12 protein-coding genes are annotated in these 17,793 nt (G+C 42.0%); 10 read left to right on the forward strand and 2 right to left on the reverse strand.

The window, feature by feature from the left end; all coding sequences use genetic code 11:
* The first annotated feature begins 52 nt into the window (after window positions 1-52).
* The 4 genes from PAN06_RS08370 (at window position 53) to PAN06_RS08385 (ending at window position 5,009) form a co-directional block, all read left to right on the forward strand.
* On the forward strand, window positions 53-901 hold the full coding sequence (locus tag PAN06_RS08370) for a DegV family protein (protein WP_269796049.1): 849 nt from the start codon (window positions 53-55) through the stop codon (window positions 899-901).
* A gap of 276 nt (window positions 902-1,177) precedes the next feature.
* The gene (gene dapB / locus PAN06_RS08375; RefSeq protein ID WP_269796050.1) at window positions 1,178-1,945 is read left to right on the forward strand and encodes a 4-hydroxy-tetrahydrodipicolinate reductase; all 768 of its coding nucleotides are present in this window, start codon (window positions 1,178-1,180) and stop codon (window positions 1,943-1,945) included.
* On the forward strand, window positions 1,942-3,141 hold the full coding sequence (locus PAN06_RS08380; RefSeq protein ID WP_346732062.1) for a CCA tRNA nucleotidyltransferase: 1,200 nt from the start codon (window positions 1,942-1,944) through the stop codon (window positions 3,139-3,141). The genes dapB and PAN06_RS08380 overlap by 4 nt, the downstream gene beginning before the upstream one ends.
* Window positions 3,138-5,009, forward strand: coding sequence for an ABC-F family ATP-binding cassette domain-containing protein (locus tag PAN06_RS08385; protein ID WP_269796051.1), 1,872 nt, complete (start codon window positions 3,138-3,140; stop codon window positions 5,007-5,009). The genes PAN06_RS08380 and PAN06_RS08385 overlap by 4 nt, the downstream gene beginning before the upstream one ends.
* Window positions 5,010-5,046: 37 nt before the next feature.
* On the opposite strand, the gene mntE is transcribed toward PAN06_RS08385, so the two are convergent.
* A complete protein-coding gene (gene mntE, locus PAN06_RS08390) occupies window positions 5,047-6,231 on the reverse strand; it encodes a CDF family manganese efflux transporter MntE (RefSeq protein ID WP_269796052.1) in 1,185 nt (394 codons plus the stop codon).
* Between the two features lie 307 nt (window positions 6,232-6,538).
* Here mntE and PAN06_RS08395 point away from each other — a divergent pair, with 307 nt between their 5' ends.
* The 5 genes from PAN06_RS08395 (at window position 6,539) to yaaA (ending at window position 12,510) form a co-directional block, all read left to right on the forward strand.
* Entirely contained in the window at window positions 6,539-9,235 is a 2,697-nt protein-coding gene (locus PAN06_RS08395; protein WP_269796053.1) for a cation-translocating P-type ATPase, read from the forward strand.
* A gap of 113 nt (window positions 9,236-9,348) precedes the next feature.
* Window positions 9,349-9,759 (forward strand): peptide deformylase, encoded by a 411-nt coding sequence (locus tag PAN06_RS08400; protein ID WP_269796054.1) that lies wholly within the window; start codon window positions 9,349-9,351, stop codon window positions 9,757-9,759.
* An 11-nt stretch (window positions 9,760-9,770) separates the two neighbouring features.
* On the forward strand, window positions 9,771-11,366 hold the full coding sequence (locus tag PAN06_RS08405; RefSeq protein ID WP_269796055.1) for a hypothetical protein: 1,596 nt from the start codon (window positions 9,771-9,773) through the stop codon (window positions 11,364-11,366).
* 66 nt (window positions 11,367-11,432) lie between these two features.
* The gene (locus PAN06_RS08410; RefSeq protein ID WP_269796056.1) at window positions 11,433-11,597 is read left to right on the forward strand and encodes a YczI family protein; all 165 of its coding nucleotides are present in this window, start codon (window positions 11,433-11,435) and stop codon (window positions 11,595-11,597) included.
* A 184-nt stretch (window positions 11,598-11,781) separates the two neighbouring features.
* Window positions 11,782-12,510, forward strand: coding sequence for a peroxide stress protein YaaA (gene yaaA / locus PAN06_RS08415; RefSeq protein ID WP_269796057.1), 729 nt, complete (start codon window positions 11,782-11,784; stop codon window positions 12,508-12,510).
* Between the two features lie 48 nt (window positions 12,511-12,558).
* Here yaaA and PAN06_RS08420 read toward each other — a convergent pair whose 3' ends face one another.
* Window positions 12,559-14,043 carry a M protein trans-acting positive regulator PRD domain-containing protein gene (locus tag PAN06_RS08420; protein WP_269796058.1) on the reverse strand — a complete coding sequence of 495 codons (1,485 nt, stop codon included), beginning with the start codon at window positions 14,041-14,043 and terminating at the stop codon, window positions 12,559-12,561.
* 214 nt (window positions 14,044-14,257) lie between these two features.
* Between PAN06_RS08420 and PAN06_RS08425 the strand changes: the two genes are divergently transcribed.
* The coding region (locus PAN06_RS08425) for a G5 domain-containing protein (protein WP_269796059.1) at window positions 14,258-17,793 on the forward strand (3,536 nt) is incomplete at its 3' end.

A 17,793-nucleotide genomic window follows, 5' to 3' on the forward strand; every position in this document is an offset into this window, starting at 1 on the left:
GAAGTAACTGAAATTGCATTAGACTTACCAGGAATCAATTTGGAGTTCTAATATGAAATTAGCTGTTATCACAGATTCCTCTGCCTATCTCAGTGCAGAGACCATGCAAAGAGAAGATTTGTATGTCTTGGATATTCCTGTCAATATTGATGGTGAGGAGTATGTCGAAGGCATCAATCTGACTGCTGAGGAATTTTACCAAAAAATGGCTCAGGCTTTTGAATTGCCTAAGACCAGTCAACCAAGTATTGCCAAGTTAGATGAGATTCTAACTTCGCTTAAAGAACAAGGCTATACCCATGCTTTGGGGCTTTTCCTATCTTCTGGAATTTCAGGTTTTTACCAAAATATCCAGTATATGATAGAAGAATATGAAGGCTTAACTATTGCTTTCCCAGACACTTTGATTACAAGTGCTCCTCTGGGGATCATGGTTGAAAGTGTTTTTAAGTGGAAAGACCAGGGCGATGATTTTGCCATCATTCAGGATAAGCTAGCTATTCAGATTAGTCACACATCTGCTTTCATCATGGTGGATGACTTGGACCACTTGGTGAAAGGTGGACGCCTTTCAAATGGTGCTGCTATTTTGGGCAATCTGCTAAGCATTAAGCCAATTCTTTATTTCAACGACCAAGGTGTGATTGAAGTTTACGAAAAAGTTCGTACTGAAAAGAAAGCAACCAAGCGCTTAATTGAGATTATCAAGGAAGCCACAGCTTCAGGCCAATACCGTATCATTGTCATTCACGGAAATGCCCCTGAAAAGGCGGAGGAATTACGTCAGCACTTACTTGAATCTGGAGTAGGTACGGATGTTTCTCTTGCTACATTTGGTAGTGTCATTGGGACACACCTAGGAGCAGGAAGTATTGCTTTAGGTTATATTCCAGTGATTTAGTTGGCGCTTCTAGGCTAGTTAAGAAATCTTGTATCATAGCAATTGAACACGGACTACCTGCCTCTTGAAAAAAGATGCCTGTCTTGGCTTTCATGGAAAGTCAGCGTCATTCCCTATTTTTCAAGGGCAGCTAACGTCCTTTGTATCTTGATAATTGAACACGCCTGGAACCCTGTGTGAAAAAGATAGTTCTTCCAAGGAGTAGATACTCCTTGATTAGAACTCCTATTTTCACTTTGTGTTCTTACAGGCTTTGTATCTTAAATAGGAGTAGAGATGAGTATTCGAGTAATTATTGCTGGTTTTAAGGGAAAGATGGGCCAGGCTGCTTGTCAGATGGTCTTGGCTGATCCAGACTTGGACTTGGTAGCAGTTTTGGATCCTTTTGAGTCTGAATCAGAATGGCAGGGTATTCCTGTTTTCAAGGATAAGGCTGATTTGATTGGTTTTGAAGCGGATGTTTGGGTAGATTTTACAACTCCAGCTGTTGCCTATGAAAACACACGCTTTGCTCTTGAGAATGGCTTTGCTCCAGTTGTTGGAACAACTGGTTTCACGAGTGAAGAAATTGCAGAGCTAAAAGCATTCTCTCGTGCTCAAGATTTGGGTGGCTTGATCGCTCCTAACTTTGCCTTGGGTGCTGTTTTACTCATGCAATTTGCAAGGCAGGCTGCTAAATATTTCCCAAATGTGGAGATTATCGAGCTCCATCATGACAAGAAAAAGGATGCTCCGAGTGGAACAGCTATTAAAACGGCTGAGTTAATGGCAGAAGTTCGAGAGTCTATTCAACAAGGTGCGCCTGATGAGGAAGAATTGATTGCAGGTGCCCGTGGTGCTGATTTTGATGGCATGCGGATCCACTCAGTACGTTTGCCAGGCTTGGTAGCCCATCAGGAAGTCATCTTTGGCAATCAAGGAGAAGGATTGACCCTCCGTCATGACTCCTATGATCGCAGCTCCTTCATGACAGGGGTGAATTTGGGAATTAAAGAAGTTGTCAAGCGTCATGAGCTTGTCTATGGATTAGAACACTTATTATGAGATTAACGCAAATGCCTTCTGAATTTCAGAAGGCTTTACCAGTATTAGAAAAAATTAAAGAAGCAGGTTTTGAGGCCTATTTTGTTGGAGGTTCTGTTCGAGATGCCCTCCTCAATCGTCCCATCCATGATGTGGATATTGCGACGTCTTCTTATCCAGAAGAAACCAAGCAGATTTTTCCGCGAACAGCCGATATCGGAATCGAGCATGGAACTGTCTTGGTCTTAGATGGGGATGAGGAGTATGAGGTAACCACCTTTCGGACAGAGGATGTCTATGTGGACTATCGTAGACCTAGTGCGGTTTCTTTTGTTCGCTCGCTAGAAGAAGACCTCAAGCGCCGTGATTTTACAGTCAATGCCTTTGCCTTGAACGAGACAGGGGAAATCATTGACTTGTTCCATGGTTTAGAAGATTTGGAAAAGCAAGTCTTACGAGCAGTTGGAGTGGCTAGTGAGCGTTTCAACGAAGATGCTTTGCGGATTATGCGTGGTTTTCGTTTTCAGGCTAGTCTTGGCTTTGAGCTTGAGTCAGAAACATTTAAAGCTATGAAGACTTTGACGCCACTTTTGGAGAAAATTTCTGTGGAGCGTACCTTCGTTGAGTTTGATAAACTCTTGCTGGCTCCATTTTGGAGAAGGGGCTTGGCTTCCATGATTGAGAGTCAAGCTTATGACTATCTCCCTGATATGGCAGCTAGCCAGGACAAGCTCAATAGACTGTTTGATTTGGAGACTGATTTCACCTTTAAATCCTCTGAACAAGCCTGGGCGGCTCTACTGTGGGCTTTAGAGATTGAAAATGCGCAGCCATTTTTGAAGGCATGGAAGACCTCACGCCAGTTTGCCAAGCAGGTACAAGATTTGCTGACTATTTTGGCCTTGCGTGAAAAGGGAGAATTGAGCAAGCGCGATTGTTACCGCTTTGACTTGGATTTACTTTTACAGGCTGAAAATCTTCGACGGGCTCAGGGAAAAGAAGTCAACCCACATGTAATCACAGAAACCTACCAGAGTCTGACCATTCATGACAAGAAAGAAATTCAAATCAACGGTGGTATTTTGATCAAGGAATATGGTTATCAGCCGGGACCAGACTTGGGAGATATTTTAACAGAGATTGAATATGCCATTGTCGATGGAGAATTGGAAAATGACCGACAAGCCATCCATGCTTACTTGAGGGAGAAAAAATGAGTGATTTTATCGTTGAAAAACTAAGTAAATCCGTCGGTGACAAGACCGTTTTTAAGGATATTTCCTTTATTATCCATGACCTAGACAGAATTGGTTTGATTGGTGTCAATGGGACTGGCAAGACTACCCTTTTGGATGTACTTTCTGGTGTTTCTGGCTTTGATGGTGACGTCAGTCCCTTTTCGGCTAAGAATGATTATCAGATTGGTTACTTGACTCAGGACCCTGATTTTGATGATAGCAAGACGGTCTTGGATACGGTTCTATCTAGCGACCTCAAAGAGATTCAGCTCATTCGTGAATATGAGTTGATTATGCTCAATTACAGTGAGGACAAGCAGGCTCGTTTGGAACGAGTCATGGCAGAGATGGATTCTCTTCAAGCTTGGGAAATTGAGAGTCAGGTTAAGACCGTTCTTAGCAAGCTGGGGATTCAGGACTTATCGACTCCAGTTGGGGAATTGTCAGGTGGTCTAAGAAGACGGGTCCAGTTGGCGCAAGTCTTACTTGGCAATCACGACCTTTTGCTTTTGGATGAGCCGACCAACCATCTGGATATTGCGACTATTGAGTGGCTGACCCTCTTTTTGAAAAATTCTAAGAAGACCGTCCTTTTTATCACCCACGATCGCTATTTCTTAGATGCACTGTCAACACGGATTTTCGAGTTGGATCGAGCTGGATTGACCGAATATCAAGGTAATTATCAGGACTACGTTCGCCTTAAGGCGGAACAGGATGAGCGTGACGCGGCTCTTCTTCACAAAAAAGAACAACTCTACAAACAAGAATTGGCCTGGATGCGCAGACAACCGCAGGCGCGTGCGACCAAGCAGCAGGCTCGTATCAATCGTTTCCACGACCTGAAAAAGGAAGTTTCAGGCGACGTTGCTGAGACAGACTTGACCATGAACTTTGAAACTAGTCGGATTGGGAAAAAAGTTATCGAGTTTAAGGATGTTTCCTTCGCCTTTGAAAACAAGCCTATTTTGCAAGATTTTAATCTCTTGGTGCAGGCCAAAGACCGTATTGGAATCGTTGGGGACAACGGTGTTGGGAAATCAACTCTCCTTAACTTGATTGCAGGCAGTCTTGAGCCGACAGCAGGTCAAGTTGTAATAGGGGAAACTGTTCGTATCGCCTATTTCTCTCAGCAAATTGAGGGCTTGGATGAAAGCAAGCGAGTTATCAATTACTTGCAGGAAGTGGCAGAAGAGGTCAAGACCAGCGGTGGTTCTACGACTTCCATTGCAGAGCTGCTGGAGCAGTTTCTTTTCCCACGTTCGACACATGGAACCTTGATTGAGAAATTGTCAGGGGGAGAGAAAAAACGTCTTTATCTCCTCAAATTGCTCTTGGAAAAACCAAATGTTCTTCTTTTAGATGAGCCAACCAATGATTTGGATATTGCAACCTTGACAGTTTTGGAGAATTTCTTGCAAGGTTTTGCTGGTCCAGTTTTGACAGTTAGCCATGACCGTTATTTCTTAGATAAGGTAGCGACCAAAATTCTCGCTTTTGAGGATGGCAAGATTCGTCCTTTCTTTGGTCATTATACCGATTATCTTGATGAAAAAGTCTTTGAAACAGAGATAGCCAATCAAGTTCAAAAGGCTGAAAAGGAGAAGGTGGTCAAGGTTCGTGAAGACAAGAAACGCATGACCTATCAAGAAAAGCAAGAGTGGGCAAGAATTGAAGGCGATATTGAAGCCTTGGAAAATCGTATCGCTGCTATTGAAGAGGAGATGCAGGCCAACGGCTCTGACTTTGGCAAACTGGCTACTCTTCAGAAAGAGCTAGATGAGAAAAACGAAGCACTCCTTGAAAAATACGAACGCTATGAGTATCTAAGTGACTTTGATAGCTAGAAGAATAGAAAAATCCCGTCTCATGGACAGGATTTCTCTATTCTTTTTTGGTTTCTTGATGAAAGACATTTTGCCAGGTTTCGTGGCGACGCCAGATACTGGTATGGATGATACCATCTAACTCATAGCTGATGAGTTTGGTCTTTTGACTGATGGAAGTGATTTGAATGTCCTTGATAGCAGAATTCAAGTCTTTTTCGGTCTTATAGGCCTCTTTATCCATTTGCTCTCCGTCTTGGCGAATATAAACAAAATCGTCAGCCAAGAGTTCTTCCAGTTGATTTCCTTGGTCAATCAACTGTTCGCGCATCAGCAATTTTTTATAGACATTGTCTAAAATTTCATCCTCAGGGATAGGTGCTGGCTCGATATGGACATCGGTATCAAAGACTCCAAAACGTTCCTCCAGCATAGATTCGACCTGGTCTGCAATTTCGTGACTTTCATAAACCGACAGGTCAGGATTCATTTCTAGCGTAATATCAAGGTAAATGTTGCTACCGTAGGTGCGCCCTCTTTGGGACTTAACCTTGCTGATTTTGGGAATTTCCATAATGGCTTTTTGATAGTCCTCAAGCAGACGGTCGTCAAAGCCATCTGATAGGCTAAAGGAAGACTCGATGAAGATATCATAGGCAGTCTTCAAGATAAAGAAAGTGATGATGATAGCAACCAGTTTATCCACAATGGGATAATTGAAACTGCTAGCTAGGATGGCAATAGTAGTACCAAGTGAGGTAACAGCGTCAGAAAGATTGTCCTTAGCGGCAGCCTTGAGTGCCTTGGAGTTGGATTTCTTACTGAGACGAGTATTGTAGAGATAGACCATGAACATAATCGCTGCAGAAATGATTCCTAGGGTTGCACCAAGAGGGTCAATGACCGTTTCTTCATGACTCAGAATTTTTTGAATGGTATCCCGAAGTACATCGAAACCGACATAAAACATGATGATGGAAGTGATTAAGCTAGCCAAATCTTCAATCTTCCAGTGGCCAAAACGGTGGTCTCGGTCAGCAGGCTGGCGAGCCATCCGAATCCCAATCAAGAGGGCCACATTTCCAATGATATCCGACACGTTGTTAAAACCATCGGCCACCAAACTGGATGAATGAAGAAGATGACCAGTTGCTAATTTCGCTGCAGACAAGATCAAATAGGTTGAAATACTGATAATGGCCCCACGCTCAGCTAACTTGAGATTTGAGATAGATTGCTTCATTCAACTTCCTTTCTAGTCACATAGCATTCTACCATTATACTGGTTTTCAAGGGAAAATTCAAATAAGGCAGTTTTTACTCTTTGAAAACTTTTCAAAATTTGGTATAATAGAACTACTCAAGGGAGTAGCTGGCAGAAACCTGTGATAGTGTCGTCATTCCGAATTTTATACTGAAAAGTATGCTTTCCGGCACTATCTTAAACAGCGAGACTTGTTATGATTAACAGGTCTCTTTTTGTTTGTCGTGAAAAGATGCGATGAGGGAAAAGAGAGTCTGTTTTGCACACAATGTCAAGGAGGAGACACATGTCAAAAGAACAAAAACGCCAAGCGTTTTACACTCAGAGTCCTGAAGAGGTCTTGAAGGCTGTGGATGCGACCGAGCAAGGTTTGTCATCAAGTGAGGCGGAAAAGCGCCTTACCGAATTTGGCCACAATGAACTCGAAGAAGGCGAGAAACGATCAATCCTGGTCAAATTTATCGAGCAATTTAAGGATTTGATGATTATCATCCTAGTTGCGGCAGCAATCTTGTCAGTTGTGACTTCTGGTGGGGAAGATATCGCAGATGCTATTATCATCCTAGCTGTGGTAATCATCAATGCTGCCTTTGGTGTTTACCAAGAAGGGAAAGCAGAAGAAGCCATCGAAGCTCTCAAATCCATGTCTAGTCCAGCTGCCCGCGTTCTTCGTGATGGGCATATGGCGGAGATTGATTCTAAAGAATTGGTACCAGGTGATATCGTCGCTCTCGAAGCTGGTGATGTAGTACCTGCAGACCTACGTTTGCTAGAAGCTAATTCTCTTAAGATCGAAGAAGCTGCCTTGACAGGTGAGTCTGTGCCAGTCGAAAAAGACTTGACAGTTGAACTTGCTGCAGATGCTGGTATCGGTGATCGTGTCAACATGGCCTTCCAAAACTCAAATGTGACTTATGGTCGTGGTCTTGGTGTTGTTGTCAATACAGGTATGTACACGGAAGTTGGTCATATCGCTGGTATGCTTCAAGATGCGGATGAGACGGATACACCACTCAAACAAAACTTAAACAACCTTTCTAAGGTCTTGACCTATGCTATCTTGGTCATTGCCCTTGTTACTTTTGTAGTGGGTGTATTCATTCAAGGGAAAAATCCACTTGGTGAGTTGATGACCTCTGTTGCCCTTGCCGTTGCAGCTATCCCAGAAGGGCTTCCTGCTATCGTAACTATCGTTCTTGCCCTTGGTACTCAAGTTTTGGCAAAACGTAACTCTATCGTTCGTAAGTTGCCAGCAGTTGAAACACTTGGTTCAACTGAAATCATCGCTTCTGATAAGACTGGTACGCTGACTATGAACAAGATGACAGTCGAAAAAGTCTTCTACGATGCAGTCTTACATGACTCAGCTGATGACATTGAACTAGGTCTTGAAATGCCCCTACTTCGTTCAGTTGTCTTGGCCAATGATACGAAAATTGATGTGGAAGGCAACCTGATTGGTGACCCAACCGAAACAGCCTTTATCCAATATGCCTTGGACAAGGGCTACGATGTTAAAGGTTTCTTAGAGAAATATCCTCGTGTATCTGAATTGCCATTTGACTCTGAACGTAAGCTCATGTCAACAGTTCATCCACTTGCAGATGGACGCTTCCTCGTAGCTGTTAAAGGTGCGCCAGACCAACTTTTGAAACGTTGTGTTCTTCGTGATAAAGCTGGGGATATTGCTCCGATTGATGAGAAGGTTACAAACCTCATTCACACAAATAACTCTGAAATGGCTCATCAAGCCTTGCGTGTCCTTGCAGGAGCTTATAAGATTATCGATAGCATTCCAGAAAATCTCACTTCTGAAGAGCTTGAAAATGATTTAATCTTCACTGGTTTGATTGGGATGATTGACCCTGAACGTCCTGAGGCAGCTGAGGCTGTTCGTGTGGCTAAGGAAGCGGGAATTCGTCCAATCATGATTACGGGTGACCATCAAGACACAGCAGAAGCTATTGCTAAACGTTTGGGAATCATTGAAGCAAACGATACCGAAGGCCACGTTTTAACTGGTGCTGAACTCAATGAATTGTCAGATGAAGACTTTGAAAAAGTAGTTGGTCAATACTCTGTTTATGCCCGTGTATCTCCAGAACACAAGGTTCGTATCGTCAAGGCTTGGCAAAAACAAGGTAAAGTCGTTGCCATGACAGGTGACGGTGTCAACGATGCTCCAGCTCTGAAAACAGCTGATATCGGTATCGGTATGGGAATCACTGGTACAGAGGTTTCTAAGGGTGCATCTGACATGATCCTTGCAGATGATAACTTTGCGACTATTATCGTTGCAGTTGAAGAAGGACGTAAGGTCTTCTCAAACATTCAAAAGACTATTCAGTATTTGCTTTCTGCCAATACTGCTGAAGTATTGACCATCTTCCTATCAACCTTGTTTGGTTGGGACGTCTTGCAACCAGTTCATCTTTTGTGGATTAACTTGGTAACAGATACCTTCCCAGCAATTGCACTAGGTGTTGAACCTGCTGAGCCTGGTGTCATGAACCATAAACCACGTGGACGCAAGGCAAGCTTCTTCTCAGGTGGTGTTTTGAGTTCTATCATCTATCAAGGTGTACTACAAGCAGCTATTGTTATGAGTGTTTATGGTCTTGCCCTTCTTTACCCAGTTCACGTGGGTGACAATCATGCCATTCATGCAGATGCCCTTACTATGGCTTTTGCAACCCTTGGTTTGATTCAGCTCTTCCATGCTTATAATGTCAAGTCTGTATACCAATCCATCTTGACAGTTGGTCCATTCAAGTCTAAGACCTTCAACTGGTCCATCTTGGTATCCTTCATCCTTCTCATGGCAACAATTGTCGTAGAACCGCTTGAAGGAATCTTCCACGTAACCAAACTAGACTTGTCACAATGGGGAATCGTTATGGGCGGAAGCTTCTCAATGATTATTATTGTCGAAATCGTTAAGTTCATCCAACGTAAACTAGGCTTTGACAAGAATGCAATTTAAAAAAAGTCATCTTCGGATGGCTTTTTGCTACAGTTGAGGGAAAGGGCTTGCAGTTGCTATCTTTTGTGCTATAATTGCTATAATATAGTAAAAAGCAAGAGGAGTGAGCAGAAGTGGAAAAGAAAATTGTGAAGGATATTTTGTTTTTATCTCAGGTATCTCAGCCGGCAAGTCAGGAAGACCTTTATCTTGCCAAAGATTTGCAGGATACACTCTTAGCAAATCGTGAGACCTGCGTTGGTCTGGCTGCCAATATGATTGGGGTGCAGAAGCGCGTGATTATTTTTAATCTGGGCTTGGTTCCTGTGGTCATGTTTAACCCAGTGCTCCTGTCTTTTGAAGGACCTTATGAGACAGAAGAAGGCTGTTTGTCTTTGACAGGTGTGAGACCAACTAAGCGTTATGAAACCATAAGGGTTGCCTATCGTGACAGCAAGTGGCAGGAACAGATCATTACTTTGACAGGTTTCCCAGCCCAGATTTGTCAGCATGAACTGGATCATTTGGAAGGACGAATCATTTAGGAGGAAAGCAAATGAAACGAATAGTCTTTGAACTTATTTTTATCGCAACGACCTGGTATATCTTTTTACCGCCTCTTAACCTGACCAGCTGGGAATTTCTCTTTTTCCTCTGTGGGCATTTGCTGGTTGTGGCAGTCTTATTTGGCTTTGGCAAGGGAATCAATCTGGTCAAAACGGTTCATGTGCGCCATGGCAAGGCGGAAGCTGCCTTAAATCTTGAGGGTTTCAAAATCAATCGGTTAGGGAAAATTCTTTTAGCTTCTATTGGAGGGATTCTTCTCTTGGCAGCTTTGGTTTCCTTGGTAACTTCCAGCATTTTTCAGGCTAAAAATTATGCCAATGTAGTCACGGTTACGGAAAAAGAGTTTACTGAATTTCCTAAGACTGACACCAGTAAGGTTCCTATTCTAGATAGAAGTACTGCTGAGAAAATTGGGGACCGCTACTTGGGTTCCCTAACGGATAAGGTGTCGCAGTATGTAGCGGCAGACACCTATACCCAATTGACGATTGATGGAAAACCTTATCGAGTTACGCCACTAGAATACGCAGATCCTATCAAGTGGTTTAACAATCAGGCCAAGGGAATCGGCGAATATATCAAGGTGGACATGGTAACTGGAAATGCCGATTTGGTGGACTTGAAGACACCAATCAAGTATTCTGACTCGGAGTATTTTAACCGCGATGTCAAGCGTCACCTCCGCTTGAAGTACCCAACTAAAATCTTCAAGACTCCATCTTTTGAGGTGGACGATGAGGGCAATCCTTTCTATGTAGCAACGGTTTACCAAAAGCAATTTGGCTTAGCAGTTCCTCGTCCTGTTTCAGTCATTATCTTGGATGCTACAAATGGAGAAACCAAGGAATACAGCTTGTCAGATGTTCCAGAATGGGTAGACAGGGTCTATCCAGCTGAGGAAACCATCGAGCAAATCAACTATAACGGCAAGTACAAGGACGGTTTCTGGAATGCTATGATTTCCAAGAAAAACGTGACCCAGACTACAAAGGGCTATAATTACTTGTCTATCGGTAATGACATCTACCTCTACACAGGTGTGACATCGGCCAATGCAGATGAAAGTAATCTTGGTTTTATCCTAGAAAATATGCGAACAGGAGAAATCACTAAGTACAGCTTGGCTTCTGCGACAGAAGAATCAGCCCGTGAATCAGCCGAAGGTGCTGTTCAGGAGAAATCCTACAAGGCAACCTTCCCAATCCTCATCAACCTCAATGACAAGCCTCTCTACATCATGGGTTTGAAGGACAATGCAGGCTTGGTCAAAGAGTACGCTTTGGTAGACGCAGTCGAGTACCAAAATGTTATCGTAGCAACGACAGTGGAAGAGCTGCTCAGCAAGTACGCCAATAAAAACGACCTTGAATTTGACAATGCAACCACAGAAAGCATCAAGGGGGTGGTAGCAGACCTCAAATCAGCTGTTATCAAGGGCGATACTGTCTACTTCTTTAAAGTTGATGGCAAGATATACAAGGTCAAGGCCTCTGTATCTGATGACCTTCCTTACCTTGAAAATGGTAAAATCTTCGAAGGTCAAGTAGGAAAAGATAATTATCTCAAGACCTTTAAAGTGCAGTAAAGACAGCTTTATTTAGAAGGTATAAATTATAATAAGGGAATTTAAAGACTAATGGAGGACAAACAAATGGGTTTTTATGTGATGGTTGCTTCAATGTTACTCGGACTATTCGCTTTGAAGATAGGTTTTTCTCATTTCAAGGAGAAAAAAGATAAATTCTTATCTATCTTAACAAGCTTAGCTGGCCTAGCCCTTGTTCTCGTGGCTGTCTGGTTAGGATGGCCAAAATAAATAGAGAAGCCTCGGTTAAACCGAGGTTTTTCATACTCTTCGAAAATCAAATTCAAACCACGTCAGCTTCACCTTGCCGTACTCAAGTACAGCCTGCGGCTAGCTTCCTAGTTTTCTCTTTGATTTTCATTGAGTATCAGATGAATTTCTTGGTTGTGGCTAAAAAATATGCTACACTACTAATATGAAAATTTTAATCCCAACAGCAAAAGAAATGAACACAGATTTGCTAAGTATCGAGGCAAATCCTTTAAAACCAGAAAGTCAGGCTGTGCTGGATGCCTTGGCTCTCTATTCTGCTAGTCAATTGGAGAGTTTTTACAAGGTATCAGCTGAGAAGGCTGCGGAAGAATTTCAAAATATTCAGGCTTTGAAAAGGCAAAGAGCTCAACGCTACCCAGCTCTGAAACTTTTTGATGGGCTTATGTATCGCCATATCAAGCGAGATAAATTGACCGAGGCAGAACAAGCCTATCTTGAAAATCATGTCTTCATTACCTCGGCTTTGTACGGTGTTGTTCCAGCCTTGTCACCTATGGCCCCTCACCGTTTGGACTTTTTGATGAAGTTAAAAGTTGCTGGTAAGACTTTGAAGAGCCATTGGAAGTCAGCCTACGATGAAGCTGTGAAGAAGGAAGACCTAATTTTCTCCCTCTTGTCATCCGAGTTTGAGACAGTATTTTCTAAGGAAATCAGAGAAAAAATGGTAACCTTCAAATTCATGGAGGACAAGGGTGGTCAGCTGAAGATTCATTCAACTATTTCAAAGAAAGCGCGTGGTGCCTTCTTGACAGCTCTGATAGAAAATCAAGTACAGACGGTGGAGGAAGCACGTCGCTTAAGTTTTGCAGGATTTACCTACCGAGAAGATTTGTCCCAGCCACAGGAATTGGTTTTTGTAAAGGAAGTATAGAAAATAGATAAAAGAGAAAGTCAGCAGTATTATGCTGACTTTTCTAGTTTATAAAGTATTGGATATATGAATCTCATTTGATAAACAGTTAAGATGATTAACCAAACTCATGATTGACAGATGATTTCGACAAATAAACTTCTTGGTAATTCCTGGAATATAGAAATTAGACACAATGATATCGTAGTCTGTCTGATTTAAAATCTCAGGGCTTGTTTCCAATTCATCCCAAATATCAAAGCTGAATCGATTGTTACAATAGTATGTAAGCATATCCTTTAAAGTAAGTGATAGGGCGTGGTCAAAGTTACTGATAATCAAAACCTTGATAGGTGGTCGATTTTCTAACAACTGGGTAGAGAGGTTTTCAGCATGGGTTAAGATGGTGTACATCAAGTGTTCCAACTGTTCGGGATGGTCATGCTGTCCAATTGCTTGACGGTATTGAGCCAGTTCTTGACGCGCACTCCCCATAAAGTCTGGGAAGTAAACTTCGAAATTTTTAATCGTCAATGCTTTTTGTTCAAATAAGATTGGGGTAGAAAAGATTTCCTGTCTTTCAAAGAAAGCAGTGTTGTGTAAATGCCAAATCAGCTCATCGTGGTTGGTAAAGGTAATCTTATATTGTTTTGATAGGCGTTCTAATATTTGACTAAGTAATTGGTAAGAGTATCTTGCTTCACTGTTTTCTTCTAATGAATTAAAGAACCCTTGAGGATCTAAGAAAAGATTGTTTTGAAGAAAGGAAATAAAAATTTGTGCGATGATATCTGGAGTGATTTCCAGTCCCAGTTTTTCAGAAAAATGGACAAGTATCTCCTCAAAATTTGGAACACTTGCTAAAATAGGATAGTATTCATCAAAGAAATGATTTGGTAAGTCGATGAAATGACCATTTTTGATGCGGTAAATACTGATAGCTACCATCAGTTTGTACATTCTATAAATTGGAAATCGCATTGGATAATTCGTAATTTTATAGAAGAAGTCAACAAACTCTGTTAAATCTTCCTCAGGAAGGTCAGGAAAAGGCCAATCTAAGAAATAATAGCGCTCAGAAAAGTATTGGGCAAAAAAGTAACGAATATCGATCTCATTTCCACGTATCTCGGATGGAGTAAAAGATAATTCAATTTGAAACTGAGATGAAAGAGTCTTTGTAATATTTCTGCCCACTCGATAGAGGTTGGCAGTACTAGAGTGAAGATTTTCTATTGTTCGATAAATAGGTTGCCCCTCATTGAAGAACAGATACTCTAGTAATTGAAAAGATTGAGAATTGGCAAGAAAATATTGATATATATCTTCTAAGCTAGTCTGCATATTTAAGTCTATCATAATTCCATTAATGGAAGATTGGATATCGATAGTTGGAAAGGCGGCACGCAATTCATTTAAATCACTTTTTAGAATTCGTTCTGTACATGCTAACTTTTCGGCAAGTTCATGTAATTTCAACCAATCGCGATGTTGAATTAGGGTTTCCATTAAACGTAATTGTCGCTGGTCTTTCGTAGATAAAAGGTTACGCATATATATATTCCTCCTCAAGTTATTATATCACATTTTTGTTTTAATATAACAAAAAAACTAGAATCAAAATAATGTTCTGATAATTCGAAAAAATAGAATATAATAAAGGGCTTTCATGGACAGAAATACGATATAGTAATTCCTTGGATAATATTGATTTATATATCAAATAGTTGTAAAGTGGGAATTATAAAATATTATCTAGGAGTTCAAAATGAAACATTCACATAAGAAATCATTTGACTGGTATAGCATGCAACAACGATACTCTATTCGTAAGTATCACTTTGGTGCGGCTAGTGTCTTGCTCGGGACAGCCTTAGTCTTGGGAACTGCTGCCAATGCGCAATCAGTACAAGCAGAGGAACAACATCCTGAGACAACTAATAGTGTCTCTGTTGATAAGGTAGATGAAGCTACTAAACCAGCAGAAGTTTCTACACCTAAAAAAGAAACAACTTATGCAGCTCCAACTGTTGCTAACCCAGTAGAAACGACTCCAGCTAAATCTGATGAAGCTAAAGCGCCAGCAGAAAAAGTTGAAGAAGTAAAAGATAAAAAAGAAGAAGTAACGCATCAAGATGCTGTTGACAAGTCAAAATTGTTAACAGCTCTTTCGCGTGCTAAAAAACTTGAGAGTAAGTTATATACAGAAGCAAGTGTAGCAAACTTGCAAGCAAGTATCCAAGCTGGTCAAAGCTTGCTTGGAAAAGCAGATGCAACTGAAGCTGAAGTAACAGCAGCAGAGTCATCTATTCAATCGGCTATTATTGGTCTAGAACTTCGTTCTAACTCTGATAAAGGAACAGTATCAGAAACTCCAGTAGTGAAGAAAGCTGACACAGCAGAAGCAAAAGAAGAAGCTAAACCAGCTGCAACAACTGATCGTTCAGCTGTTGATAGTACTGTTTTGCCAACTAGCACACCTGCTAAAGTAGAATCTACGTCAAGACCTGCATCTACTAATGAACTTTTGAAACCAGCTCTTAGCCTTTCTGATGCTCGCCAAAATCCAGCTATCCGTAAGGAAGACTTGGATAAAGGGCATAGTGGCTTTAGAGCGGCTAGCAATCCAGCCAATCCAATTGTATCAGGTTCTGGAAATACAGTTGCATTTGCAGATATTAGTCAAGGTGGTCGTAGTTATAGTTTCCGTGGCTACGGAAACTCACGTGGTGGTAATTCAATTCATTACGATGTAACAACAGTACGTCAAGGTAATAGATTGAATTTCACAATTAAGTACTCTGGTCCAGGTGAATTTGTTAATAATAACTTTATCTTGGACAAAGGGGATGGATTTGGAAATCCTTCAAATGCAACCATCACAACTCCAAGATTAAGAGAGCAATCAAAACCTATTAGCCAGGGTGCCAACTTCGTATCTCACTCAGGATACAGTATGACCTCTGCTACTTCAACAAATATGGAACAAACAATCAGATTTAGTTTGCCTATCATTAATCCAAATGGTGATTTGTCTGTGCGTTTGAAACCAGTTACTTTTAACGTGGACCAAGGTGGTGGTGGTGCCGCTACTAGCAATGACCCGTACAGTAACTCTAATTATTATTATAGAGCAAACCCACTATACTTGGATGCAAATCCAAATGGTGGTACTAGTAACAAGACTGTTACAGAAGAACTTGAATTCCAAACTATCTATCTTCCAACTAGTAAATTGCCAGAAGGTGAGACTAGATTAGTTAGAGAAGGTGAAAAAGGACAACGTCAAATTACCTATAAAGTTCATCGATTAGGTAATGAAACAATCCTAGGCTTGCCAATTAGTAATAGAGTTACTAAAGAAGCTAAACCACGTATTGTTCAAATCGGTGTCGCTAAAGAATTCATTGAAACTGTAAAACCACGTGTTGATCAAAATAAAATCGGTGATACCAATAACCTCACTTTCTATCTTGATAATGATGGTAACGGTGTTTACACTGAAGGTGTAGACGAACTTGTTCAAAGAATTGCTATTAAAGATGGTGCTAAAGGTGAAAAAGGAGACCAAGGTGAACGCGGTCTCACTGGGGCACAAGGTGCTAAAGGTGAAAAAGGAGACCAAGGTGAACGCGGTCTAACTGGAGCACAAGGTGCTAAAGGTGAAAAAGGGGACCGAGGCGAACGCGGTCTAACTGGAGCACAAGGTGCTAAAGGTGAAAAAGGGGACCGAGGCGAACGCGGTCTAACTGGAGCACAAGGTGCTAAAGGTGAAAAAGGAGACCAAGGTGAACGTGGTCTAACCGGAGCACAAGGTGCTAAAGGTGAAAAAGGAGATCGAGGCGAACGTGGTCTGACTGGAGCACAAGGTGCCAAAGGTGAAAAAGGAGACCAAGGTGAACGCGGTCTGACTGGAGCACAAGGTGCCAAAGGTGAAAAAGGAGACCAAGGTGAACGCGGTCTGACTGGAGCACAAGGTGCTAAAGGTGAAAAAGGAGATCGAGGCGAACGCGGTCTGACTGGAGCACAAGGTGCCAAAGGTGAAAAAGGAGACCAAGGTGAACGCGGTCTGACTGGAGCACAAGGTGCTAAAGGTGAAAAAGGAGATCGAGGCGAACGCGGTCTAACCGGAGCACAAGGTGCTAAAGGTGAAAAAGGAGACCGAGGTGAACGTGGTCTGACTGGAGCACAAGGTGCTAAAGGTGAAAAAGGAGACCAAGGTCAGGCAGGTCGTGACGGTGTAACTCCAACCGTAACCGTTAAAGATAATAAAGATGACGGCACTCATACTATCACGATTAACGACGGTAGAGGTAATGTTACAAATACTGTTGTAAGAGATGGTTTCGATGGAGCAAGCCCATTAGTTGCGACTCAACGAAATGAAGCTGATAAAACAACAACTGTTATCTTCTATTATGATCAAAATGACAACAACGAATTTGATGCAGGAGATACAAAACTAAAAGAAGTTGTCATTGCAGATGGTGCCAAAGGTGAAAAAGGAGACCAAGGTGAACGTGGATTAACTGGTGCACAAGGTGCTAAAGGTGATCGTGGCGAACGTGGTGAAACAGGGGCAGCAGGACGTGATGGTAAAACGCCAGTAATTACTACAGCTCGTGGTAAAGATGGTCATAGTACTGACATTACATTTACAATTCCTGGAGAAGAGCCTGTTGTAGCTAACATTAAAGATGGTAAAGATGGACGTACACCAACCATCGACTTAAATGCCTTAGCTGAAGCAGCAGCAAGATTAAACAATCAAAGAAGCGGAAGAGTAAGAAGAGCTTTAGCAGACGCCCCATCTACAGCACCAGCAGAAAAACCAAGAGAAGGTACTCTTATTACAGCGTACTTTGATAACAATGGTAATGGTCGGTACGATGAAGGTATAGATGACTTAATTGCTAAACAACCAATTTATAATGGTACAGACGGTGCCAATGGTGCAGCAGGTGCAGCCGGACGTAATGGTGCTGAATTATTAAGTGGACCTAAAGCACCAACAGCAGATGATGGTAAAGATGGCGACACTTATATCGATGCAACTACAGGTGATGTTTATAAGAAAGAAAACGGAACTTGGGATAAGATTGGTAACATTCGTGGACCTCAAGGTCTAAAAGGTGAAGCCGGAGTTGCAGGACCACAAGGACCACAAGGGCTACAAGGACCTAAGGGTGACCAGGGTGCTCAAGGTCTTCAAGGACGTGATGGTCAAGACGGAGCACAAGGTTTACCAGGACGCGACGGACGAGATGGCGCAGCAGGTCGTGACGGACGTGATGGACGCGACGG

The organism is Streptococcus sp. SM3 (assembly GCF_027497875.1).

Bases quoted from the DNA above. Each gene is read 5' to 3' on its own strand.
- PAN06_RS08370 (WP_269796049.1), top strand. From the start codon at position 53: ATGAAATTAGCTGTTATCACAGATTCCTCTGCCTATCTCAGTGCAGAG.
- PAN06_RS08385 (WP_269796051.1), top strand. From the start codon at position 3,138: ATGAGTGATTTTATCGTTGAAAAACTAAGTAAATCCGTCGGTGACAAG.
- PAN06_RS08410 (WP_269796056.1), top strand. From the start codon at position 11,433: ATGGGTTTTTATGTGATGGTTGCTTCAATGTTACTCGGACTATTCGCT.
- PAN06_RS08395 (WP_269796053.1), top strand. From the start codon at position 6,539: ATGTCAAAAGAACAAAAACGCCAAGCGTTTTACACTCAGAGTCCTGAA.
- PAN06_RS08420 (WP_269796058.1), bottom strand. From the start codon at position 14,043: ATGCGTAACCTTTTATCTACGAAAGACCAGCGACAATTACGTTTAATG.
- mntE (WP_269796052.1), bottom strand. From the start codon at position 6,231: ATGAAGCAATCTATCTCAAATCTCAAGTTAGCTGAGCGTGGGGCCATT.
- PAN06_RS08380 (WP_346732062.1), top strand. From the start codon at position 1,942: ATGAGATTAACGCAAATGCCTTCTGAATTTCAGAAGGCTTTACCAGTA.
- PAN06_RS08405 (WP_269796055.1), top strand. From the start codon at position 9,771: ATGAAACGAATAGTCTTTGAACTTATTTTTATCGCAACGACCTGGTAT.
- dapB (WP_269796050.1), top strand. From the start codon at position 1,178: ATGAGTATTCGAGTAATTATTGCTGGTTTTAAGGGAAAGATGGGCCAG.
- yaaA (WP_269796057.1), top strand. From the start codon at position 11,782: ATGAAAATTTTAATCCCAACAGCAAAAGAAATGAACACAGATTTGCTA.